Consider the following 21759-nt stretch of genomic DNA (forward strand, 5'->3'; position numbering starts at 1 on the left):
GATGCGCGTCGTCATCGCTCCCGACAAGTTCGCCGGCACCCTCACCGCGGTCGAGGCCGCCGCCGCCATCGCGGAGGGCTGGGCGCGACGGGCGCCCGGGGACGAGCTGGTGCAGGTGCCGATGTCCGACGGCGGCCCCGGGTTCGTCGACGTGCTGCACGCCGCGCTGGGGGGCGAGCTCCAGGCGGTGACGGTCCGCGACCCGTACGGCGTGCCGGTGCCGGCCTCCGTGCTGCGCGTGGGCACCACGGCGTACCTCGAGTGCGCCGAGGCCGTCGGCCTCCACCTGACCGCTCCGGAGGACCGCCGCGCCGAGCACGGGTCGACGTACGGCCTCGGCGAGCTGGTCCGGGCGGCCGTGACCGGCGGGGCGACCCGCGTCGTGGTCGGTCTGGGCGGCTCGGGCACCAACGACGCCGGTGCCGGCCTGCTCGCGGCCCTGGGTGCCACCTGCGCCGCGGGCTCCCTGGTCGAGGGCCCGGCCGGCCTGGCCGAGGTCGCCGGCGTCGACGTCGGCCCCGCCCGCGACCTGGTCGCCGGGGTCGAGCTGGTGACCGCCAGCGACGTCGACAACCCGCTGCTCGGGATCACCGGCGCCACGAAGGTCTTCGGCCCCCAGAAGGGCCTGCCCGACGAGCGCCTCGTGGTGGTCGACGGCTGGCTGCAGCACTTCGCGGAGGCGACCGACCGCAAGCTGGCCGCCCGCAAGGGCACCGGGGCGGCGGGTGGGCTCGGCTTCGCGCTGCAGCTGCTCGGCGCCGAGCAGACCAGCGGCGTGGCCCTGGTCGCCGAGGCGGTGCGGCTGGCCGACGTGGTCGCGGGGTCGGACCTCGTGCTGACCGGCGAGGGCGCCTTCGACTTCCAGTCGCGCTCGGGCAAGGTGCCCTACGGCGTCGCGGAGGTCGCGGCCGCGCAGACCGTGCCGGTGGTGGCCCTGGCCGGCCAGGTGCTGGTCGGGGCGCGCGAGATGCGCGCGCTGGGCGTGGAGTCGGCGTACGCCCTCGTCGACCTGGTGGGCGAGGAGCGCGCGTTCGCCGCCCCGGCGCAGGCCCTGGCCGAGCTCGCCGAGCGCACGGCGAGGACGTGGTCGCGGTGATGCCCAGGAATATCCGGCCGTGTGCGACGATTGAGATGTCGTATCGCGCACCCGATCAGCACTGGAGAGCCTCATGACCGAGCAGGTCGACACCGCTAGCGAGATCCGCACCGACGGCATCAACGTCACCGACACCGCGTCGAGCAAGGTCAAGAGCCTGCTGGCCCAGGAGGGTCGGGAGGACCTGCAGCTGCGCATCGCCGTGCAGCCCGGCGGTTGCTCCGGCCTCCGCTACCAGCTCTTCTTCGACGAGCGCACCCTCGACGGCGACGTCGTCACCGACTTCGACGGCGTGGCCGTGGTCGTGGACCGGATGAGCGTGCCCTACCTCAACGGCGCCACCATCGACTTCGTCGACAGCATCGAGAAGCAGGGGTTCACCATCGACAACCCCAACGCCACGGGCTCCTGCGCCTGCGGCGACAGCTTCCACTGAGCCACCCGCACCACCAGGCGCGACGAGAGGCGGCACCCCGGTCGGGGTGCCGCCTCTCGTGCCGTCTGCAGGGACTCCCACGCGGGGAGCCGGCCTCAGTCGAGGTGCAGGTGCAGCCGCGAGGCCAGGTGGGCGGCGGCCTCGTCGATGCCGATGACCGGCTTGCGCACCTCCCGCGGGTACGCCGCGTAGTCCAGCGAGGGCGCCGGCATCGTCACCCGCGACCGGTCCACCCGCTGGCGCGGCACGTCGATCCGGTCGCCGCACGCGGTGCAGTCCAGCCGCATGGCCGCAGTGGTGTCGTGGTCGTCGTAGGCCAGTCGCTGGTAGCTCATGGAGCCGACGCTAGGGGCTACTCGTGCGTACATCGCGCGTACCGATGGGTAGGGTCCTCGGGCGGGTCGCCACGCGCCCGGACCACCCACGAAAGGCACCCATGTCCCTCCTGATCGCCGGCTCGATCGCCACCGACCACCTGATGAGCTTCGGCGGCAAGTTCGCCGACTCGCTGGTCGTCGACCAGCTCGACAAGCTCTCGGTGTCCTTCCTCGTCGACGACCTGGAGATCCGGCGCGGGGGCTGCGCCGGCAACATCGCCTTCGGGCTGGGACAGCTGGGGCTGCGGCCGGTGCTCGTGGGGGCCGCGGGGGAGGACTTCGCCGACTACCGCTCCTGGCTGGAGCGCCACGGCGTGGACACCGGCTCGGTGCGGATCTCCGAGGACAAGCACACCGCCCGCTTCGTGTGCACCACCGACACCACGATGGCGCAGTTCGCCAGCTTCTACCCCGGGGCGATGAGCGAGTCGCGGCTGATCGAGCTGGCACCGATCGCGGCGCGGGTGGGGGAGCCGACCTTCGTGCTGATCGGGCCCGACGACCCCGAGGGCATGGTCCGCCACACCCGCGAGTGCCGCCAGCGCGGCTACGCCTTCGTGGCCGACCCCAGCCAGCAGTTGGCCTTCGGCGAGGGCGAGATGATCCGCGAGCTGGTCGACGGCGCGGCGTACCTGTTCTGCAACGAGTACGAGTCCCACATGATCCAGCAGAAGACCGGCTGGTCGGCCGAGGACGTGCTCGCGCGGGTCGGCACCCAGGTCGTCACCCTCGGCAAGGACGGCGTCCGCGTCGTGGCCGAGGACGCGGAGGAGATCGTCGTCGGCGCGGTGCCCGGGGTCCGCGCCGTCGAGCCCACGGGCGTCGGCGACGCGTTCCGCTCGGGCTTCCTCGCGGCCCTGGAGTGGGGCCTGGCGCACGAGCGGGCGGCGCAGGTCGGCTGCGTGCTCGCGGCGTACGTCGTGGAGCAGGTGGGCACCCAGGAGTACACCTTCACGCGGCCGCAGTTCGTGGAGCGTCTCGCAACGGCGTACGGCGACGACGCCGCCGCCGACGTCCGCCACCACCTCGTCTGAGGCCCTCCGGAGCCCTGTGGTCATCACCGCGGGACGCGATCCACAGCATTTCCCCACCCACGACCCGGCCGTGTCTCAGGAGGGGCGAGTAGTAGGCTCTGGGATGTCCGTAGTTGGCTCCGTCGGCGGTCCCGTCGTGCGGTCACCACCCGAAAGGGCTCTTCTGTGAGTCTGCAGTTCCCCAAGCGCCCGCGTCGAGCCGCGCTGCTCGGCCTGCTGGTCGTTGCTGCGCTGTTCCTGAGTGGCTGCTCCGCCGAGACGGAGACCGAGATCAAGCGTCTCGCGATGCCCGTCTCGGCCACCGCGGAGGCTCCCGCCGTCCACACGCTGTGGATGTGGTCGTGGCTCGCCGCGATGCTGACCGGTGTCGTCGTGTGGGGCCTGATCTTCTACGCCTCGGTGCGCTTCCGCCGCCGCAGCGAGACCGAGATCCCCGTGCAGACGCGCTACAACCTGCCGATCGAGATCTTCTACACCCTCGCCCCCGTGATGATGGTGCTCGTCTTCTTCGTCTTCACGCTCAAGGCGCAGGGCGAGGTCCTCCACGACGACGACAACGCCGACGAGATCGTCACCGTCGTCGGCCAGCAGTGGTCCTGGTCGTTCAACTACAACCTGGGCTACGACGAGAAGACCGACACCTACGAGTCGATGGGCGGCGACACCGTCTACGAGGTCGGCACCACCGCCGACCGCCCGACGCTGTGGCTGGTCAAGGACAAGAGCGTGCAGCTCAACCTGGCCTCGCCCGACGTCATCCACTCCTTCTGGGTCCCCGCGTTCCTCTTCAAGATGGACGTCATCCCCGGACGCCACAACAGCTTCACCGTGACCCCCACGCGCACGGGCACCTTCGAGGGGCGGTGCGCCGAGCTCTGCGGCGTGCGCCACTCGAGGATGCTCTTCGACGTCAAGGTCGTCGACCAGCAGGAGTACGACGACCACCTCGCCTCGCTCGCCGAGCAGGGCAACACCGGTCCGGCCCTCGGCGGGTCCGACGCAACGACCGTCCCCGGGCTCGAGTCCGGCGAGAGCAACGGAGGAAACGAGTGACCGCGGTCTCCGACGCCCCCACCAGCGTCCGTGTCACACCGCCCAAGCACAGCCTGGGCACCCAGCTCGCGCGCATCCTCACCACGACCGACCACAAGCTGATCGGCAAGCTCTACCTCACGACGTCGTTCGTGTGGTTCCTCGTCGGCGGCCTGATGGCGCTGGTCATCCGCTCCGAGCTGGCCTTCCCCGGCTCGCAGGTGGTCAGCGACGAGGTCTACAACCAGCTGTTCACGATGCACGGCACGATCATGCTGCTGCTGTTCGCGACGCCGCTGTTCTTCGGCTTCGCCAACGTGCTCGTCCCGCTGCAGATCGGCGCGCCCGACGTGGCGTTCCCGCGGCTCAACATGCTGGCCTACTGGTTCTACCTGTTCGGCGGCATCATCGCGGCCTCCGGCTTCCTCACCCGTGAGGGCGCCGCCGACTTCGGCTGGACGGCGTACACGCCGCTGTCGAACGCCGTGCGCTCGCCCGGTGTCGGTGGCGACCTGTGGATCATGGGGCTGTGGCTCGCCGGTCTCGGCACCATCCTGGGTGCGGTCAACTTCACGGTGACGATCATCTGCATGCGCGCCCCCGGCATGACGATGTTCCGGATGCCGATCTTCGTGTGGAACTCGTTCGTGACCAGCCTGCTGATCCTGATCGCGTTCCCGATCTTCGCCGCGGCGCTGCTGGCCCTGGAGGCCGACCGGAGCCTGGGAGCCCACGTCTTCGACCCCAACCACGGTGGGTCGATCCTGTGGCAGCACCTGTTCTGGTTCTTCGGCCACCCAGAGGTCTACATCCTCGCGCTGCCGTTCTTCGGCATCATCACCGAGATCCTGCCGGTCTTCAGCCGCAAGCCGATCTTCGGCTACGTCGGCCTCGTCGCCGCGACGCTCGGCATCGCGGTCCTCTCGGTCGCCGTGTGGGCCCACCACATGTTCGTCACCGGTGCGGTCGACCTGGCGTTCTTCTCCGGCATGACGTTCCTGATCGCGATCCCGACAGGCGTGAAGTTCTTCAACTGGATCGGCACGATGTGGGGCGGGTCCATCAGCTTCGACACGCCCATGCTCTGGGCCGTCGGCTTCCTCACCACCTTCCTCTTCGGTGGTCTGACCGGCGTCATCCTGGCCTCGCCGCCGCTGGACTTCCACGTGTCGGACTCCTACTTCGTGGTCGCGCACTTCCACTACGTCGTCTTCGGCACCGTCGTGTTCGCGATGTTCGCCGGCTTCTACTTCTGGTGGCCGAAGATGACCGGCCGGATGCTCGACGAGCGCCTCGGCAAGGTCCACTTCTGGCTGCTGTTCCTCGGCTTCCACACCACGTTCCTCGTGCAGCACTGGCTGGGTGTCGAGGGCATGCCGCGTCGCTACTCCGACTACGCCGCCTCCGACGGGTTCACGCTGCTCAACCAGATCTCGACGGTCGGCGCGTTCCTGCTGGCGTTCTCGACGCTGCCGTTCCTGTGGAACGTCTACCAGAGCTCGCGCGGACCCAAGATCTCCGTCGACGACCCGTGGGGCTGGGGCCGCTCGCTCGAGTGGGCCACCAGCTGCCCGCCGCCGCGCCACAACTTCGTGACGCTGCCGCGGATCCGCTCGGAGTCCCCGGCGTTCGACCTGCACCACCCCGAGATCGCGGCGCTCGAGTACGCCGACAACGACCTCAGCGGTGCGGCTGACGCCCCCGACATGGAAGGCCGCTTCGGCCACCTCGAGAGCGACGACAAGGGAGGCGCCCGATGAAGGCCGAATACCTGATGTTCGTGTTCTGCAGCGTCTTCTTCCTCATCGTGACGCCGCTCTACTGGCTCTCCAGCGGGGACCTCACGGGCACCACGGCGCTGGTGATGACCTTCCTGCTCGTCACGCTGATCGCGTTCTACCTCGGCTTCCACGCCCGCAAGATGGAGCCGCGGCCCGAGGACCGCAAGGACGGCGAGATCGCGGAGGGTGCCGGCGAGCTCGGCTTCTTCCCGCCGTTCTCCTGGTGGCCCCTGTGGTGCGCGCTGTGCCTGGCGACCATGACGCTGGGCGTGGCCATCGGCTGGTGGCTGTTCATCATCGGTGCGGCCCTGGGCGTCGTCGCCCTGTGCGGCCTCATCTTCGAGTACTACCGCGGCGAGTACGCCCACTGAGGCTCGATCGCTGAACCGCGTGGTCGTGGCGGGTTGCCGGTGTCGGCAGCCCGCCACGGCGTGTGGGCCCTGACACGCGAGACGCGCGCGTGTCGTATTGCAGGGCTTGTTAGATTGGCATGGCTCTGTCCTTGCTCTCGCTGGAGTCACCCATGTCCTCCCGGACTGTTCGTTCCCGTTTCGCCCTCGGCGCCCTCGCGGTCGCCCTGACGGCTGTGAGCGCCTGCTCGGGGGCGCCCAGCGCCACCGACGACGACACCGCCAGCGGCACCGCCGCGGCACCCAGTCCCCAGGAGCAGAAGGACTCCGCCGCCCGGGTGGTCAGCAACATCCCGGCCGGCGCCTCCGACATCGACCTCCAGCGCAAGCTCAAGCTGCGCGTCGCCTCGGGCACGTTCGAGGACATCGCCGTGACCACCCGCAAGGGCGCGCCGCTGGCCGGCACCCTCTCGGCCGACAAGACCCGCTGGGTCTCCCAGGGCGTCCTGGCCTCCGGCACCCGCTACAAGGTGGCCGGCACGGCCGTCGACGACGAGGGCCTGGAGAAGACCTACGCCGCCGGCTTCCGGACGCGCACCCTCACCCTCGACGAGCAGACGTACCCCAGCTTCGTGGGCGACGGCCAGACGGTCGGCGTCGGCATGCCGGTGATGATCCGCTTCGACGTCCCCGTGACCGACAAGGCCGAGATCGAGAAGCACCTCGAGGTCACCAGCAAGCCCGCCCAGGTCGGCGCCTTCCACTGGATCAGCGACCAGGAGGTGCACTGGCGCCCGCGCACCTACTGGAAGCCCGGCACCCAGGTCTCGGTCAACGCCGACATCGGGGGCGTCCCCGCCGGCAACGGCATCTACGGCCAGATGGACCGCAGCATGAAGTTCACCGTCGGCGACGCCATGGTGAGCAAGGTCGACATGCAGACCCACCAGATGAAGGTCTTCCGCAACGGCCAGCTCCTGCGCACCATCCCCATCACCACGGGCGAGCAGCCGCTGCACACCACCCGCACCGGCACCAAGATCATCGTGGAGAAGTTCCGCAGCAAGACGATGAACTCCGAGACCGTGGGCATCGACCCCAACAGCGCCGACGGCTACAACATCGACAACGTCGAGTACGCCATGCGCCTGACCTACTCCGGCGAGTTCATCCACGCCGCCCCGTGGTCGGTCGGCAGCCAGGGCTACGCCAACGTCAGCCACGGCTGCACCGGCATGAGCACCGCCAACGCCGGCTGGCTCTACAACATGTCCAAGATGGGCGACGTCGTCACCTACACCGGCAGCGACCGCCCCATGGACCTGACCAACGGCTTCGGCGACTGGAACGAGAGCTTCCGCGACTACAAGCAGGGCTCTGCCCTCAGCTGACCCGCCGAGCCGGGCGTCTGCAGCACGGCCTACGACGGTGAGCGGGCGCTTGCAGCACGGCCTACGACGGTGAGCGGGCGTTTGCAGCACGGCGTACGACGGCGAGCGGGCGTTTGCAGCACGGCGTACGACGGCGAGCGGGCGCTTGCAGCACGGCCTACGACGGTGAGCGGGCGTTTGCAGCACCAAGCAGGCGGCACGCGCACGTCCACCGGGTCACGCCGGGGCGGGGCCACCGCCTGCCCGGACCGCTGACGCGTGCTGGAGCTGCCCGGTCCGCGTCGCGGGGCGTGCTGACACTGTCCGCTCGGCGCTCTCGGGCGTGCGCGGACTGCCCGGTCGGGGTCGTGGGGCGTACTGGAATCGCCCGGTCGGGGTCGTGGGGCGTACTGGAATCGCCCGGTCGGGGTCGTGGGGCGTGCTGGAATCGCCCGGTCGGGGTCGGGGGGCGTGCTGGAATTGCCCGGTCGGCGGCTGTACGGGGGCTCTGGGGGCCTGACGGCCGTTCTGGGGCGCCGGGGCGCACGTCGTGGGCCCGGGGGCCGACCACGTCGCGTACGGGCGCCAGAGCTCCGGAGGGCGTCCGCGCGCCCTCTGTCCCACTCGACCCTACGGAGCCCTCGGCCATCTCGACCCCCGCAGGGTCTCCGCCACTCCCGCGCGGGCCCCACGGCAGGGAGGCGTGTCCGGGAGCATCCGGGGACGCAGCAGGGCCCGGGAGCGTGTGCTCCCGGGCCCTGGCTGACGTGCTGGGTGGTGCCCCGGCTCAGCGGCTGCTGAGCTGGTTGTCCGACACGGACTCCTCGCGACCGTCGAACTGGTGGCCGTCGGCGGAGTGACCGCTCAGCGCCACGTCGTGCGCGTGCTCGAGCTGCGCGTGGTGGTGCGCCTCCTCGAGCTCCTCACGGGTGGGCTTCTGGATGTTGTCGCCGAACCACAGCTGCGAGAGCCGGGCGCGCACCCGGTCCTTGCGGGCCGTGGGGGAGGTGACGCCGTTCTGGTCGCTCTCCAGCGCCGGCACGAAGAGCTCGTCCCGGTCCCGCGCGGTCAGCGTGTAGCTGCGCTCGGTCGACAGCGGCAGGTGACGCTCGGTGTAGCCACCCTGCGCGTCGCGCATGATGACGCCGCTCTCGTAGCCGTGCAGCAGCTTCTCGCTGTCCGAGCGCTGGAGCGCGATGCACCAGCGACGGGCGATGAAGAAGGCGATGACCGGTCCGATGAACACCGCTCCACGCATGAAGTAGGTGATCTGGTTGATGCTCAGACCCATCTTGATGGCGATGATGTCGTTGCCGCCGGCGGCCCACATGAGGCCGTAGAAGGTCATCAGCGCGACCATCAGACCGGTGCGGGTCGGGGCGTTGCGCGGACGCTCCAGCAAGTGGTGGTCCCGCTTGTCGCCGGTGATCCACGACTCCAGGAACGGCAGCATCATCAGGATCGTGAACATCAGGCCCGGGAGCACGATGATCGGGAGGAAGACGTTCCACGAGAGCGTCACGCCGAGGAAGTGGGACTCGATGCCCGGCATGATGCGCAGCGCGCCGTCCGGCCAGCCCATGTACCAGTCGGGCTGGGACCCTGCGGTGACCTCGGCCGGGTTGTAGGGACCGTAGGCCCACACCGGGTTGATCGAGATCAGGCCGCCCATGACGACCAGGACGCCGAAGACCACGAAGAAGAACCCGCCGGCCTTGGCGGCGTACACGGGCAGCATCGGGAAGCCGACGACGTTCTGCTCCGTGCGGCCGGGTCCGGGCCACTGGGTGTGCTTGTGGTAGACGAGCAGCAGCATGTGCGCGGCGATCAGGCCGAGCAGGACGCCCGGGATGAGCAGCACGTGCACGGTGTAGAGCCGCGGGATGATCGAGTCACCCGGGAACTCGCCGCCGAAGAGGAAGAACGACGCGTAGGTGCCGATGACCGGGATGGACTTCATGAAGCCGTCCGCGGCGCGGATGCCGGTGCCGGACAGCAGGTCGTCGGGCAGGGAGTACCCGGTGAAGCCCTCGAGCGTGCCCAGGAGCAGCAGCAGCGAGCCGATGACCCAGTTGAGCTCGCGCGGCTTGCGGAACGCGCCCGTGAAGTAGACGCGGAGCAGGTGGACCATCATCGAGGCGACGAAGATCATCGCCGCCCAGTGGTGGACCTGGCGCATCAGCAGGCCGCCGCGGATGTCGAAGGAGATGTGCAGCGCGGAGGCGTAGGCCTCCGACATCTCCAGGCCGCGCAGCGGCGAGTAGGACCCGTCGTAGACGACCTCGGCCATGCTCGGGCGGTACCACAGGGTCAGGAAGACACCCGTCAGCAGCAGCACGATGAAGCTCCACAGAGCGATCTCACCGAGCATGAACGACCAGTGGTCGGGGAAGACCTTGCGGAGGTTCTTCTTGGCCAGCCCGGCGAGGCCGAGCCGGTCGTCGGCCCACGTGGCGGCAGCGCCGACCTTCGAGGGCTTCTCGGCCTTGGCGGCCGACTTTCCGTTGGTGCGAGCGACGGTGTCAGCGCTCATGTCTGTCACGCTCCAGGCTCATCGTTGTTGCGCTCCCAGAAGCTGGGCCCCACGGCTTCGGTGAAGTCGCTGGTGGCGATCAGGTAGCCCTCCCCGTCCACGGCCAACGGGAGCTGCGGCAGGTGACGGGCGGCAGGCCCGAAGATCACCTTGCCGTTGTCGGCGAGGTCGAAGGTGGACTGGTGGCAGGGGCACAGCAGGTGGTGCGTCTGCTGCTCCCACAGGGAGATCGGGCACCCGACGTGGGTGCAGATCTTGGAGTAGCACAGGATGCCGTCGACGCCCCAGTTCTCGCGGCCGGGCCAGGGCTTGATGTCGTCGGGCTGCATGCGTACGACGATCACCGCGGCCTTGGCCTTCTCGACCTGGAGCTCGATGCCTTCGTACTTCGGCTCGCCCTCTTCGTCGTCCTCGAAGAAGACGGCGGGCTCGCCGTTGACGAGCTGGCCGACCTCCATGTCCTGAGGGCGGATCGGGGTGCCGCTGACGTCCTGGACGACACGCATGCCGCGCTTCCAGACCGTCGTGGTGAGCTTGTCGCCGGGCAGCGGACCGAGGTCGCGCAGCATGATGACCGCAGGCGCGCCGAGCAGCAGGACCGAGCCCAGCAGGCTGTTGCGGATGAGGGGGCGGCGAGCGATGCCGCTCTCCTCGGTGCCGAGGCGGAGCGCGGCGAGCGTCTCCTCCTTGTCCTCGTCGCTGGACGACGCGGCGTGGCGGTACTCGACGATCTCGGTGTCGGCCATGAGCTTGCGGGCCCACTGGATGGTGCCGATGCCGATGAGCAGCAGGGCCAGCCCGAGGAACAGGCCCATCGTCAGGTTGGAGGCACCGAAGCCCAGGATGACGTCGGGCTCGTCGCCGACCTGGAAGACGAAGTAGGAGACGCAGAAGGCCAGCGTGCACAGGGCCGAGAGCCCGAAGAAGAGCGAGACCTGGCGCTCGGCACGCTTCTCGGCGCGCTCGTCGACGTCGGTGGGACGGGGGAGGTGCGCGGGGAGACCGGGGTCGGCGATCGGGTCGGCCTCGACCCTGGCGAGCTCGTGCTGGTCGCTCATGCTGCGCCCTTCTTCTTCGTCGAGCGGGTGGAGTGGGCCGCGATCCAGACCGCGAACCCGACCAGTCCGCCGATCCCGATGAGCCAGGCGGCGAGGCCCTCGGTGACGGGGCCGAGCGAGCCGAGCTGGAAGCCGCCGTAGGCGGGGGAGTCCTGGCGCTTGTTGAGGTAGGCGATGATGTCGCGCTTGTCCTCGGGGGTCAGGACCTCGTCGGAGAACACCGGCATCTGCTGCGGACCGGTGAGCATGGCCTCGAAGATGTGCTTGTTGGAGACGCCGTCCAGCGAGGGCGCGAAGCGACCGCGGGGCAGGGCGCCACCGGCGCCGGCGAAGTTGTGGCACGCCGTGCAGTTGGTGCGGAACAGCTCACCGCCGCGGACGACGGACTCGTTCTCGACGCCGGAGGTGTCGTAGTCCTCCTCGGCGGGGACGGCCGGGCCGGGGCCCAGCGAGTCGACGTACGCCGCGAGGGCCTCGATCTCCTGGGCGTCGTAGACCGGGGGCTTGCGCAGCGCCTGGCCGCCGGGCTGGGCCATGGGCATGCGACCGGTGCCGACCTGGAAGTCGACCGAGGCGGCGCCCACGCCGATGAGCGAGGGGCCGTACTGGTTGCCCTGCGCGGTGGGGATGCCCTCGCCGTTCTTGCCGTGGCAGGAGGCGCAGCCGACCAGGAACAGCGCGCGGCCCTGGGCCACGGTGTCCTCGTCGGCGGTCTTGGTCTCGGCGGTGGCGGGGGACAGGACGGAGTAGAGCCCGCCCGTCATGAGCAGCGCCACGAGGACCACGAGGGGTCCCGCGGCACGGCTGCGGCGCCGCGCCGAGATGCGGCCGGTGAGCCGGCTGCCGAGCTTCTGCGTGAGTCGCACCAGTGCGTCCTTCGGGGGAGTCTGAGACTGCTGGGGGGAACTACTTGATCAAGTAGACGGTCGCGAACAAGCCGACCCACACGACGTCGACGAAGTGCCAGTAGTACGACACCACGATCGCCGTGACGGCCTGCTCGTGCGTGAACTTGCGGGCCAGGTAGGTGCGCCCGAGGACGAAGAGGAACGCGATCAGGCCGCCGAGGACGTGGATGCCGTGGAAGCCGGTCGCGAGGTAGAACACGGTGCCGTAGGCCGACGAGGGGATGGTGAGGCCCTCGTGGACGAGCTCGGCGTACTCGAACGCCTGGCCGCCGATGAAGATGGCGCCCATGACGTAGGTGAGGATGAACCACTCGCGCAGGCCCCACAGCTTGAACTGGTGGAGCTTGCCGGTGCGGCTGACGATGCCGTCCTCCGCCTTGAAGACGCCCAGCTGGCAGGTCACCGAGGACAGCACGAGGATGATCGTGTTGGCCGAGGAGAACGGCACGTTGAGCAGCTCGGTCTCCTGGGCCCACAGCTCGGGGCTCACCGCGCGGATCGTGAAGTAGGCGGCGAACAGGGCCGCGAAGAACATCAGCTCGCTGGAGAGCCACACGATCGTGCCCACGCTGACCATGCTGGGTCGATCGTGGTGCCCGTGGAGCCGGGATGCCGGGATAGCCGTTGCAGTCGCCACGTGGACATTATTGCCTGACCCTGTGAAGCGGGCATCCCTGGGCCCGGTGTTTTGCTGAGAACCGCGGCCTAACCTGGAGTGGTGCCGCCCTTCTCCCCGTCCGCCATCCTCACCGAGTGGGGCATCTCGCCGGTCCTGTTCGTGCTCACCGTGTGGGCGGCGGGGCTCTACCTGTACGCCGTGTGGCGTCTCCACGAGCGCGGCGACCGCTGGCCCGTGGGCCGCACGCTCGCCTTCGTCGGCGGCGGGATCGGGGTGTTCTTCTTCGCCACGTCGTCGGGCCTGGCGGCGTACGACACCACGCTGCTGAGCGTCCACATGGTCCAGCACATGCTGCTGTCGATGGTGGTGCCGGTGATGTGCGCCCTGGGCGCCCCGGTCACCCTGGCGCTGCGCACCCTGCCGCGGCGGCCCCGGCGCTGGCTGCTGGCCGTGCTGCACTCCCGCCTCGCCCGGGTGCTGACCTTCGCGCCGCTGGCCCTGGCCCTCTACGTGCTGAGCCCGTGGGCCCTCTACTTCACCGGCTGGTACGACGCCACCCTGCGCTCGGACCTGCTCCACGAGCTGATGCACGTCCACCTGGTGCTCGTCGGGGCGCTGTTCTTCACCCCCGTGCTCGGCGTGGACCCGGTGCCGGGGCGGGTGAGCCACCCGTTCCGCCTGCTGATGCTGATGCTCACGCTGCCGTTCCACGCCTTCCTCGGCGTCACGATCATGGGCCAGACCCGGCTGATCGGCGGCGACTGGTACCCCTCGCTCAGGGCCTCGATGCCCTGGCTGCCCGACCCGTACGCCGACCAGCACCTCGCCGGCGGCATCCTGTGGGGATCGGGCGACCTGATCGCCCTGACGATGTTCGTGGTGCTGTTCGTGCAGTGGGTGCGCGCCTCGCACGCCGAGGCCCGCCGCGAGGACCGCCGGCTGGACCGGCTCGACGCCCAGCGCGCCGCCGGGGCCGAGCCCACCAGGCGGTAGCATCCGCGGCGTGACCTCCGCCTCCTCGCACGCCTCCTCGTCCCGGGCCTCGCTGCGGGTCCTCGTCTACAGCGACGACGCCGACACCCGCGAGCAGGTGATCCTCGCGCTCGGTCGCCGCCCCCACCCCGACCTGCCCGAGGTGGAGTACGTCGAGGTCGCCACCGAGCCGGTCGTGATCCAGCAGATGGACGCCGGCGGCGTCGACCTGGCCATCCTCGACGGCGAGGCCGTGCCCGCGGGCGGCATGGGGATCGCCAAGCAGCTCAAGGACGAGATCTACCGCTGCCCCCCGGTGCTGGTGCTCACCGGGCGCGTGCAGGACAACTGGCTCGCGACCTGGTCGCGGGCCGAGGCCGCCGTCGCGCACCCCCTGGACCCGATCGAGCTGGCCGAGACCGTGATCCGGCTGCTGCGATCGCGGGTCCCGGCCCAGACGTGAGCCCAGACGTGAGCCCCGAGGTGAGCGGCTCCAGCTGGCCCGAGGTGCTGGGCGGCCTGGTCGCCGGCACCGACCTGACGGTCGAGCAGACCGCGTGGGCGATGTCACAGGTCCTGGCCGGCACGGCCACCTCGGCGCAGGTCGCCGGGTTCGCGGTGGCGCTGCGGGCCAAGGGCGAGACGGTCGACGAGATGGAGGGCCTGGTCGAGGCGATGTACGCCGCGGCCACCCCGCTGTCGGTGCCCGGGCGCCTGCTCGACGTCGTCGGCACGGGCGGCGATCGCTCCTTCTCGGTCAACATCTCGACCATGGCCGCCATCGTCGCGGCCGGCGCGGGCGCCGTGGTCGTCAAGCACGGCAACCGCTCGGCGTCGTCCAAGGCCGGCAGCGCCGACGTGCTCGAGCAGCTCGGCATCCGGCTGGACCTGCCCGCCTCCACCGTCGCGCGCGTCGCGGGCGAGGCCGGCATCACCTTCTGCTTCGCGGCCGCCTTCCACCCCGCCCTGCGGTACGCCGCCACGGCCCGCAGCGAGCTCGGCATCGGCACCACCTTCAACTTCCTCGGCCCGATCGCCAACCCCGCCCGTCCGCAGGCCCAGGCGATCGGCTGCGCCGACCTGCGGATGGCGCCCGTCCTGGCCGGCGTCTTCGCCCGGCGCGGCGTGGACGCCTGGGTGTTCCGCGGCGACGACGGCCTCGACGAGCTGACCACGACCACCACCTCGCGCGTGTGGACGGTCCGCGACGGCGAGGTCGTCGCGCAGGTCCTCGACCCGGCCCGGCTCGGCGTCCCGCGCGGCACCGCCGAGGGGCTGCGCGGCCGCGACGCGGCGTACAACGCGGCGGTGGTGCGGCGCCTGCTCGACGGCGAGCGCGGCCCGGTGCGCGACGCGGTGGTCCTCAACGCCGGAGCCGCCCTGGCGGTCCACGCCGCGGCCGACGGCCCGCTCGAGGAGCAGGTCGCGACCGGGATGCGGCGGGCCGACGAGGCCCTGGACTCCGGCGCGGCCCGGGCCGCGCTCGAGCGCTGGGTCGCCGCGACCCGCTGAGCTAGCCCGCCAGCGCGGCGCGCGCCACGTTGCGGTCCACCCGCCGCTTGGCCAGCCGCAGCGCCCAGCGACCGGGCCAGCGCCCCACGTCGTACGCCGCGGCGACCGGACGCGGCATGTAGCGCATCCGCACCTGGTCCGACTCCTCCATCGAGGCCTCGCCCTGCTCGACGGTCGAGGAGCCCGCGTGCCAGCGGAACGCCGCCAGCGTCCGCGGCACCGCCACCACCCGGCCACGTCGCCGCAGCCGCAGGAACAGGTCGAGGTCGAGCGCGAGCCGCACCGACTCGTCCAGCCCGCCGACCGCCCGCACCGCGTCGTACCGCATCAGGGAGCCCGGCTGGGGCACCAGGTTCGGTCCGAACGTGAGGATCGCGCGGGCCAGTCGGCCGGCGCGGCTGCGGAACACCACCTGGTCGCGGTCGTCGACGTAGTCGCACCAGCCGTACGCCAGCACCGCCCGGTCGTCGGCCTCGAGCGCGGCGACCGTGGTGTCGAGCGATCCCGGCGCGAGCAGGTCGTCGTCACCGAGCCACGCGAACCACGTCGTGCCGGGCCGCGCGGCGGCCAGGCCGGCGTTGAGGGCCCCGGAGATGCCGCCGCGCCCGGGGTCGGCGACCCGCCGTGCCCCGACCCGCTCGAGGGCGTCCCCGAGGTCGGCGCCGCGCGGGGCCACCACGACGAGGTCGACGTCGTCGCGGCCCTGGGCGGCGATGGAGGCCAGGCTGCGCTCCAGGAGCTCGGGGCGACGACCGAGCGTGGGCACGACGAACAGGACGCTCATGCGCGCACCTCCGGACGCAGGGCGACGTCGGCCGGGGGAGCGGGCACCGCTCGGCCGGGCCGGGCAGGAAGGGCGGCCACCGCGACCCCCGCCACGGCCAGCAGCGCCACGACGGCGAGCCCGCCGGGGACGGCCAGGACGAAGGTGCCCGGGAAGTCGGCCCGGCGCTCGTCGAGGGTGACGGCGACGACGGAGGAGACGTGGGCGAGGGCGACGAGCGCGAGCACGAGGGCGACGAGCGGGCGCGCCGGGGCGCTGCCCCGCCGCTCCAGCGCCAGCCCGGCGAGCGCGGGCAGCCCGACGGCCAGCGGCAGGGCGTAGCGGCCCTGCCAGGCGTAGCCCTGGCTGCTGTAGGACACGAAGGTCAGGGCCAGGGGCACCGCGAACCACGCGGCGAGGACGAGTCCCGCGACGACGCGCACGCGGCTCCGGGCCACGAGGGCGCCGTACCCCCACAGGACGGCGAGGACGGCGATCCAGCAGGTGTAGACCCACGAGGGCGCCGGCTCGTTGCGCGTCGGGAAGGCCGCGATGGTCTGCATCGCCCACAGGAACTGCTGGACCGCGAGCATGGGCAGCTCGAGCGGCGGCTGGTCGGTGGGGCCGGACAGGGCGTTGGTGTCGGCGTACCGGATCCAGGCCAGGCACCCGGCCGCGCAGGCCGCCACCGTCAGTGCCGCCCCGGCGGCTGGGCCGCGCTCGGCACGCAGCCGGGACGCCCACCAGGTCCGGGGACGCAGCAGCAGCACGGCGAGCAGCACGAGGAAGAGCCACATCAGGCCGGTGGTGTGGGTGACCAGGACCGTGACCGAGCCGAGGGTGAGCCACCCCCACGTCGGCGGCCCGTCGCGCTGGACCAGGCTCAGGCCGGCGGCCCAGACGAGGACGGCGCCCGCGTAGCCGACCGCGTTGGGGGCCGCGACAGCTCCGCTCTGCACCAGGACCGGGGTGCAGGCGACAGCCAGGGCGAGCAGGGGCCAGCCCGTGCGCGACCAGCCGGCGGTGACCGCGGCGGCGGTCCCGAGCAGCAGGCTGGTGAGCACCGCGGTGGCCAGGCGCATCACCACCAGGGCCGCGACCCCGTCGAACGGTCGGGCCACGGTGCCCACCACGGCGTAGAACACGGGGTCGTAGGACTCCGCGGCCGAGGCCACCAGTGCCCGGCCGTCGGCCGTCAAGCCGGCGGAGCGGCAGTTGTCGGGGCGGGTGTAGAGGTACGACGAGCACACCGGCCCGGCCGCCGCGACCAGCTCCGGCGCGACCGGGACCAGACCGCCCCGCCCGCTGCGCGCCTCGGAGACCGCGCGCAGCTCGCCGTGGGCCACCGCGTCGGCCTTGTAGGCGTGGTCGAACTCGTCGGCACCGCGGAAGGCGGGCAGCGCCAGCACCCAGGCGAGCTCGAGCAGCAGGGACCCGACGAACACCGCCAGGAAGACCCGGTGGGGGAGCCTCGCGTCCCGGGGTGGCCTCACGCCGCCGGCCCCGGGAGGGCGGCCCCGGGCTCGTCCGCCGTGGCCAGCGCGAGGGCACGTGCGAGCTCGACGTTCTGCCGCTCCAGGTGGTGCAGCCGCTGGGAGGTGGCGACCGCGTAGTAGAGGAAGACGAAGACCGCGACGTACAGGACGAGGTCGGTGCCCCGTCCGACGCCAACCAGGTTGGCCACCAGCGTCGTCGACTGGGGCCACAGGATCGCGACGATGCCGGCCACGACCCCGGCCAGCCCGGCCAGGCGGCGCAGCAGGAGCTTCTGCCCGGGCACGGACTCGCGGAGCAGGAGGACGGCGACCCCGACGGCGGCGAGCACCAGCAGGGCCTTGATCATCACCTGACCGTCCTCAGCCGGCGGAGCGCGAGGTCGAACAGGATGTTGACCGAGTTGCTGTTGCGCTGGCCCTTGGCGCGTGAGTAGTCGGTGTAGAGCACCGTCGTGGGCATCTCGGCCCAGCGGAGCCCGGCAGGGAGGATCGCGTCGGTGAGCTCGCTGGCGTACGCCATGCGGGGGAGCTGCAGCCGGATCGAGGTGAGCGCCTGCCGGCTCAGCACCCGCAGCCCGTTGTGCGCGTCGGTGACCGGCAGGCCGGAGGTCCACCGGGTGAACACCACCCCGGCGCGCAGGACGGCCTCGCGCGACCGCGGCATGGCCTCGGTGGTGCCGGCGAACCGCGAGGCGAGGACCACGTCGAGGCGCTCGTCCCGGGCGCGCTCGACCATCCGGGCCGCGTCGGAAACGAGGTGCTGCCCGTCGGCGTCGAAGGTCACGGCGAAGGCGGCCGAGGTGCGCCTGACCACGTAGTCGAAGCCGGTCTGCAGTGCCGCCCCCTGCCCCAGGTTGACCGGGTGGGTGACGACGGTGGCCCCGGCGGCCCGCGCCAGTCGGCCGGACCCGTCTCGCGAGCCGTCGTCGACGCAGACGACGTGGGCGAAGAAGCGACGCAGGTCCGTGACGGTGCGCTCGATGGTGCTGCACTCGTCGAACACGGGCACCACGACGCACACGTCCGGGTTCGGGTCGAGGGTCATCAGGTCTCCTGCGGCGGGGGATGGCTCCACGGTAGGCAGATTTCGGATAGATCGGACGAAAATCGCGAACCCGGTCCAAGTGATCCCCTCAGACCGCAAGCGCCACTACGCTGCGGCGGTGACGTCGCTGCGGGTCGGGGTGCCGGCGTGGACCTTCGTCGCGGGTGGGATGGGTGGCACCGAGACCTACGCCGCGCAGCTGCTGGCCGCGCTGTCGCGCCGCTCCGACGTCGAGGTCACGACCTTCGTCAATCCCTCGGCCCGGGACGTGCTGCCGTCGTCGCGGGAGCTCCTCGAGATCTCCCTGCCCTCCGGCGGGTCGACGCGCGACCGGCTGGCCCTGGCCGCGCGCGGCCTGCTCCCCCCGACCGGGACGCGGGAGGCACTGCGCGGGTGCGACGTCCTGCACTACCCGTTCAGCGTGCCGGTCCCGCGGGTCCGGCGGCGTCCGTGGGTGGTCACGCTCCACGACGTGCAGCACCTCGACCTGCCGCGCCTGTTCGGACGGGGCGAGCGGACCTACCGCCGCCTCGCCTACGACCTGCCCGCCCGTCGGGCCACGGCCGTCGTGACGGTCAGCGAGTTCTGCCGCGAGCGCATCGTGGAGCGCCTGGGGGTCGACCCCGCCCGGGTCCACGTCGTCCCGCATGGAGTCGTGCTTCCTCCTCGTGAGCCCGGGCCGCCTCCGCGGCGCGAACCTCTGGTCCTCTATCCGGCCCGGGCGTGGCCCCACAAGAACCACGCCCGGTTGCTCCAGGCGTTCGCCCTGGCGCGACGCACCCGCTCCGACCTGCGCCTGGTCCTCACGGGAGGTGGCGGCGAGGCGCTCGGACCCCTGCCCGCAGGGGTGGAGCACCGCGGCGTGGTGCCCGCCTCCGAGCTCGCCGAGCTGTACCGGCTCGCCGGGGTCCTCGTCTTCCCCAGCCAGTACGAGGGGTTCGGCCTCCCGGTGCTCGAGGCCCTGGCGCACGGCTGCCCCGTCGCCGCGTCCGACCTGCCGGCACTGCGCGAGGTCGGCGGTGACCTCGTGGAGTGGTTCGACCCGGACGACCCGGCCGACATCGCCCGGGCGCTGTTGGAGGCCCTCGCCCGTGGCGAGGGGGACGGCGAGGGGGCGGTGGCGACGCAGGCCCGGGTCGCGCAGGCGGCCGCCTTCAGCTGGCACCGCAGCGCCGAGCAGCACGTCGACGTCTACCGCAGCGCGTGCACCAGTGGGTGAGCGTCGCGGCGCCATGGCCGGCGTGGCCGGAGCGTCGGTCGCCAGCGCCGCGGTCACCTGGTTCGGCCTGCTCCTGGCGGCACGCCTGCTCGGGCCCTCGGGCTACGGCGAGTTCATGGCCGTGTGGAGCGTGCTCTTCGCCGCGACGGGGACGCTCGCCGGGCTCCAGCAGGAGGTGACCAGGAGGGTGGCGACCACGGGCCAGCGGGGTGGGAGCATCCCGGTCGGCGGGCCGGGTGGAGCCTCGTCCCACGGCTCGGCGCACGTCTGGTCCGGGAGCGTGCTGGCCGGACTGCTGGGCGCCGCGCTCCTGGTGGCCGCGTCTCCCTGGTGGGGGCCGCGCGTCTGGGGAGCCGGATGGGCGGGACTGCTGCCGCTGCTGGCCCTGGGCTTCGTGGGCTACGCCTGGGCGAACGGGGTGACCGGCTCGCTGGCGGGCCGGGGCGCGTGGAGCTGGTACGCCGCCACGATCCTGGTCGAGGGACTCCTGCGGTCGGTCGTGGTGGTGGGGGCGCTGCTGCTGACCGGCTCGCGGATCGGTTGGCAGGTGGCGATCCTCTCGGGCCTGCTCGGCTGGGTCGTGCTCGCGGCCGCCTCCGAGCAGGTCAGGTCGACCCGGCTTCTCGTGTTGGGGGAGCGGCGGCGCTTCCTCGCGGACTCGGCCCGGGCGGTGCTGGCCGCGGGCTGCAGCGGGGTGACGATCGCCGGCTTCCCCGCCCTGCTGCTGGCGACCCGGCAGGGGGAGTCGGCAGCGGCGCTGGGCGTCGTGGTCGCGGTCGTGGTGAACGCACGCGCCCCTCTGCTGCTCCTCGGGTCGTTCCAGGGCCCGGTGATCCGGTGGCTGGCGGGTGGCTCCCGGCTGCGCGCCGCGCCCGTGGTCGCTGGGGTGGTCGGCACCGGGCTGGCCGTCCTGGTCGGCTGGATCGCCGGCCCCGGGCTGCTCCTCCTCGTCTTCGGCGGCGGCTTCGTCACCTCGGGTGCCTTCGTGGGCGGGGTCGTGCTCGGGGTGGCCCTGACGGCCGTGGTGACGCTGTCGGGGTGGTGGGCGCTGGTTCGCGGACGGCACTCGGTCCACGTCGCCGGGTGGGCCGCGGTCGCCGTCGCCACCGTGGTCTGCCTCCTGCTCCCGCTGCCGCTCGGGCCGCGGGCGCTCGCCGCGCTGCTCGTCCCGCCACTGGTCGGGGCCGCGATCCACCTGCTGGGGGCGCGTCCCGCGGCGGTCGGCTCACGGCGTCGCCGGGCCCAGCTCCCAGCCGGAGGCGGCCGTGGCTGAGCGACGCGCCAGGCGCGGGGACACCAGCCACACGTCGAGGTAGGCAGTTTCACCCGGAACGCTCGGCTCCCCGAGCCAGGACGTCAGCCCCAGGAGCACGTCGCGGGCCCCGGGGGCCGGAGTGGTCACGAGCCGGCGTCCGAGGTTGTCGTGGACCAGCACGACGCGGTCGGTCGCGGCGATCGCGTCGGCGGTGCGCCGCAGCAGGTCCGGCCCCCCGAGGTCCAGGAACGGGTCCCACTCGAACCAGACCACGTCGCAGGTCGACAGCACGATGTCCCAGTCCTGCTCGAGCAGCGTGAGGTCCAGCCCGTCGGTGTCGCTCTTCCACACCACGACGTCGTGCCGGTCGGCGTCGGCGAGCAGCTCGGTCACCGTCAGGTCGAGCCCGGTCGGCATCGGTAGCGGGTCACCGTCGGTGGCGGGCACGAAGCCGCCCGTCGAGCTGTTGCCGCGGTACTGCAGCGGGCGCTGGTCACGGACGGAGAGGAACCGATCCACCACCGTCACGCGGGACGCGACCTGGCGGGTGTTGTCCCGCAGGTAGGAGGTGAACTCGGCGTCGCCCTCGACCGCCACGACGTGCAGCTGCGGCACCGCGTCGAGGGCCAGCAGGGTCGTGTCGCCCACGTTGGCGCCGACGTCGACGAGCAACGGGGTCCTGGACCCGGACAGGAGCTGCTGCAGCAGGGAGGCGGCGTAGCGGTCGTACGTCGGGAACAGGTCCTGGAACCAGGGCAGTCGGTGGGCCGGGGGGAGCGTCACGGCGTAGCGGCCGATGCGGTAGCGCTGCGGCCGGTCCAGCCACGTCCGCGCCCGCATCGCGGCAGCGTGGCCGACGCTGCGGGCGTAGAAGCCGAGCGGTCCGGCGGCCGGTCGAGGCAC

General features: G+C 71.9%; 22 protein-coding genes. 12 read left to right on the forward strand and 10 right to left on the reverse strand.

Features of this window, described 5'->3' with window-relative positions:
* The first annotated feature begins 1 nt into the window (after position 1).
* Together BLU55_RS02865 and erpA are read left to right on the forward strand one after the other, a co-directional pair.
* On the forward strand, positions 2–1096 hold the full coding sequence (locus BLU55_RS02865; protein ID WP_091725838.1) for a glycerate kinase family protein: 1095 nt from the start codon (positions 2–4) through the stop codon (positions 1094–1096).
* 73 nt (positions 1097–1169) lie between these two features.
* Complete coding sequence (gene erpA / locus BLU55_RS02870; RefSeq protein WP_091725841.1) at positions 1170–1532, forward strand: iron-sulfur cluster insertion protein ErpA; 363 nt, start codon at positions 1170–1172, stop codon at positions 1530–1532.
* 95 nt (positions 1533–1627) lie between these two features.
* Here the strand turns inward: erpA and BLU55_RS02875 are convergent, their stop codons facing one another.
* On the reverse strand, positions 1628–1867 hold the full coding sequence (locus tag BLU55_RS02875) for a hypothetical protein (RefSeq protein ID WP_091725844.1): 240 nt from the start codon (positions 1865–1867) through the stop codon (positions 1628–1630).
* A 101-nt stretch (positions 1868–1968) separates the two neighbouring features.
* Between BLU55_RS02875 and BLU55_RS02880 the strand changes: the two genes are divergently transcribed.
* The 5 genes from BLU55_RS02880 to BLU55_RS02900 all read left to right on the forward strand — a co-directional run bounded on the left by BLU55_RS02880 (position 1969) and on the right by BLU55_RS02900 (position 7497).
* Positions 1969–2943 carry a carbohydrate kinase family protein gene (locus BLU55_RS02880; RefSeq protein WP_091725847.1) on the forward strand — a complete coding sequence of 325 codons (975 nt, stop codon included), beginning with the start codon at positions 1969–1971 and terminating at the stop codon, positions 2941–2943.
* A gap of 165 nt (positions 2944–3108) precedes the next feature.
* The gene (ctaC, locus tag BLU55_RS02885; RefSeq protein ID WP_231917015.1) at positions 3109–3996 is read left to right on the forward strand and encodes an aa3-type cytochrome oxidase subunit II; all 888 of its coding nucleotides are present in this window, start codon (positions 3109–3111) and stop codon (positions 3994–3996) included.
* Complete coding sequence (gene ctaD / locus BLU55_RS02890; protein WP_091725851.1) at positions 3993–5735, forward strand: aa3-type cytochrome oxidase subunit I; 1743 nt, start codon at positions 3993–3995, stop codon at positions 5733–5735. The genes ctaC and ctaD overlap by 4 nt, the downstream gene beginning before the upstream one ends.
* Positions 5732–6127: a cytochrome c oxidase subunit 4 gene (locus tag BLU55_RS02895; protein WP_091725854.1), complete on the forward strand. Its 396-nt coding sequence runs from the start codon at positions 5732–5734 to the stop codon at positions 6125–6127. Before ctaD ends, BLU55_RS02895 begins: the two co-directional genes overlap by 4 nt.
* A 215-nt stretch (positions 6128–6342) precedes the next feature.
* Positions 6343–7497 (forward strand): L,D-transpeptidase, encoded by a 1155-nt coding sequence (locus BLU55_RS02900; RefSeq protein ID WP_157682702.1) that lies wholly within the window; start codon positions 6343–6345, stop codon positions 7495–7497.
* 766 nt (positions 7498–8263) lie between these two features.
* Here BLU55_RS02900 and qcrB read toward each other — a convergent pair.
* The 4 genes from qcrB to ctaE are packed head-to-tail and all read right to left on the reverse strand — an operon-like array spanning position 8264 to position 12612.
* On the reverse strand, positions 8264–10009 hold the full coding sequence (gene qcrB / locus BLU55_RS02905; RefSeq protein WP_091725860.1) for a cytochrome bc1 complex cytochrome b subunit: 1746 nt from the start codon (positions 10007–10009) through the stop codon (positions 8264–8266).
* Between the two features lie 5 nt (positions 10010–10014).
* On the reverse strand, positions 10015–11067 hold the full coding sequence (gene qcrA, locus BLU55_RS02910; RefSeq protein WP_091725863.1) for a cytochrome bc1 complex Rieske iron-sulfur subunit: 1053 nt from the start codon (positions 11065–11067) through the stop codon (positions 10015–10017).
* On the reverse strand, positions 11064–11933 hold the full coding sequence (gene qcrC, locus BLU55_RS02915) for a cytochrome bc1 complex diheme cytochrome c subunit (RefSeq protein ID WP_456237705.1): 870 nt from the start codon (positions 11931–11933) through the stop codon (positions 11064–11066). Before qcrC ends, qcrA begins: the two co-directional genes overlap by 4 nt.
* 40 nt (positions 11934–11973) lie before the next feature.
* On the reverse strand, positions 11974–12612 hold the full coding sequence (gene ctaE / locus BLU55_RS02920; RefSeq protein ID WP_091725866.1) for an aa3-type cytochrome oxidase subunit III: 639 nt from the start codon (positions 12610–12612) through the stop codon (positions 11974–11976).
* 81 nt (positions 12613–12693) lie between these two features.
* On the opposite strand from ctaE, the gene BLU55_RS02925 reads away from it, so the two are divergent.
* The 3 genes from BLU55_RS02925 to trpD are packed head-to-tail and all read left to right on the forward strand — an operon-like array spanning position 12694 to position 15078.
* Entirely contained in the window at positions 12694–13587 is an 894-nt protein-coding gene (locus tag BLU55_RS02925) for a cytochrome c oxidase assembly protein (RefSeq protein WP_231917017.1), read from the forward strand.
* Between the two features lies 1 nt (position 13588).
* Complete coding sequence (locus BLU55_RS02930) at positions 13589–14029, forward strand: Rv3143 family two-component system response regulator (protein ID WP_407938421.1); 441 nt, start codon at positions 13589–13591, stop codon at positions 14027–14029.
* An 8-nt stretch (positions 14030–14037) separates the two neighbouring features.
* The gene (trpD, locus tag BLU55_RS02935; RefSeq protein WP_231917018.1) at positions 14038–15078 is read left to right on the forward strand and encodes an anthranilate phosphoribosyltransferase; all 1041 of its coding nucleotides are present in this window, start codon (positions 14038–14040) and stop codon (positions 15076–15078) included.
* 1 nt (position 15079) lies between these two features.
* On the opposite strand, the gene BLU55_RS02940 is transcribed toward trpD, so the two are convergent.
* Genes BLU55_RS02940 through BLU55_RS02955 form a run of 4 tightly spaced genes read right to left on the reverse strand, consistent with a single transcriptional unit; the run spans position 15080 to position 18382 of the window.
* Complete coding sequence (locus BLU55_RS02940) at positions 15080–15862, reverse strand: glycosyltransferase family 2 protein (protein WP_091725874.1); 783 nt, start codon at positions 15860–15862, stop codon at positions 15080–15082.
* The gene (locus BLU55_RS02945; RefSeq protein WP_091725877.1) at positions 15859–17334 is read right to left on the reverse strand and encodes a DUF2142 domain-containing protein; all 1476 of its coding nucleotides are present in this window, start codon (positions 17332–17334) and stop codon (positions 15859–15861) included. Before BLU55_RS02945 ends, BLU55_RS02940 begins: the two co-directional genes overlap by 4 nt.
* Positions 17331–17684, reverse strand: coding sequence for a DUF2304 domain-containing protein (locus BLU55_RS02950; RefSeq protein WP_157682703.1), 354 nt, complete (start codon positions 17682–17684; stop codon positions 17331–17333). Before BLU55_RS02950 ends, BLU55_RS02945 begins: the two co-directional genes overlap by 4 nt.
* On the reverse strand, positions 17684–18382 hold the full coding sequence (locus BLU55_RS02955; protein ID WP_091725881.1) for a glycosyltransferase family 2 protein: 699 nt from the start codon (positions 18380–18382) through the stop codon (positions 17684–17686). The genes BLU55_RS02950 and BLU55_RS02955 overlap by 1 nt, the downstream gene beginning before the upstream one ends.
* 118 nt (positions 18383–18500) lie before the next feature.
* Between BLU55_RS02955 and BLU55_RS19330 the strand changes: the two genes are divergently transcribed.
* On the forward strand, positions 18501–19601 hold the full coding sequence (locus tag BLU55_RS19330) for a glycosyltransferase family 4 protein (protein ID WP_172833855.1): 1101 nt from the start codon (positions 18501–18503) through the stop codon (positions 19599–19601).
* Entirely contained in the window at positions 19594–20874 is a 1281-nt protein-coding gene (locus BLU55_RS02965) for a hypothetical protein (RefSeq protein WP_091725884.1), read from the forward strand. Before BLU55_RS19330 ends, BLU55_RS02965 begins: the two co-directional genes overlap by 8 nt.
* On the opposite strand, the gene BLU55_RS02970 is transcribed toward BLU55_RS02965, so the two are convergent.
* Positions 20827–21759 (reverse strand): class I SAM-dependent methyltransferase, encoded by a 933-nt coding sequence (locus BLU55_RS02970; RefSeq protein ID WP_091725886.1) that lies wholly within the window; start codon positions 21757–21759, stop codon positions 20827–20829. The two genes, BLU55_RS02965 and BLU55_RS02970, sit on opposite strands and share 48 nt — an antisense overlap.

Origin of the sequence: Nocardioides scoriae, assembly GCF_900104965.1 — a bacterium.
In the GTDB taxonomy this organism is placed as follows: domain Bacteria; phylum Actinomycetota; class Actinomycetes; order Propionibacteriales; family Nocardioidaceae; genus Marmoricola; species Marmoricola scoriae.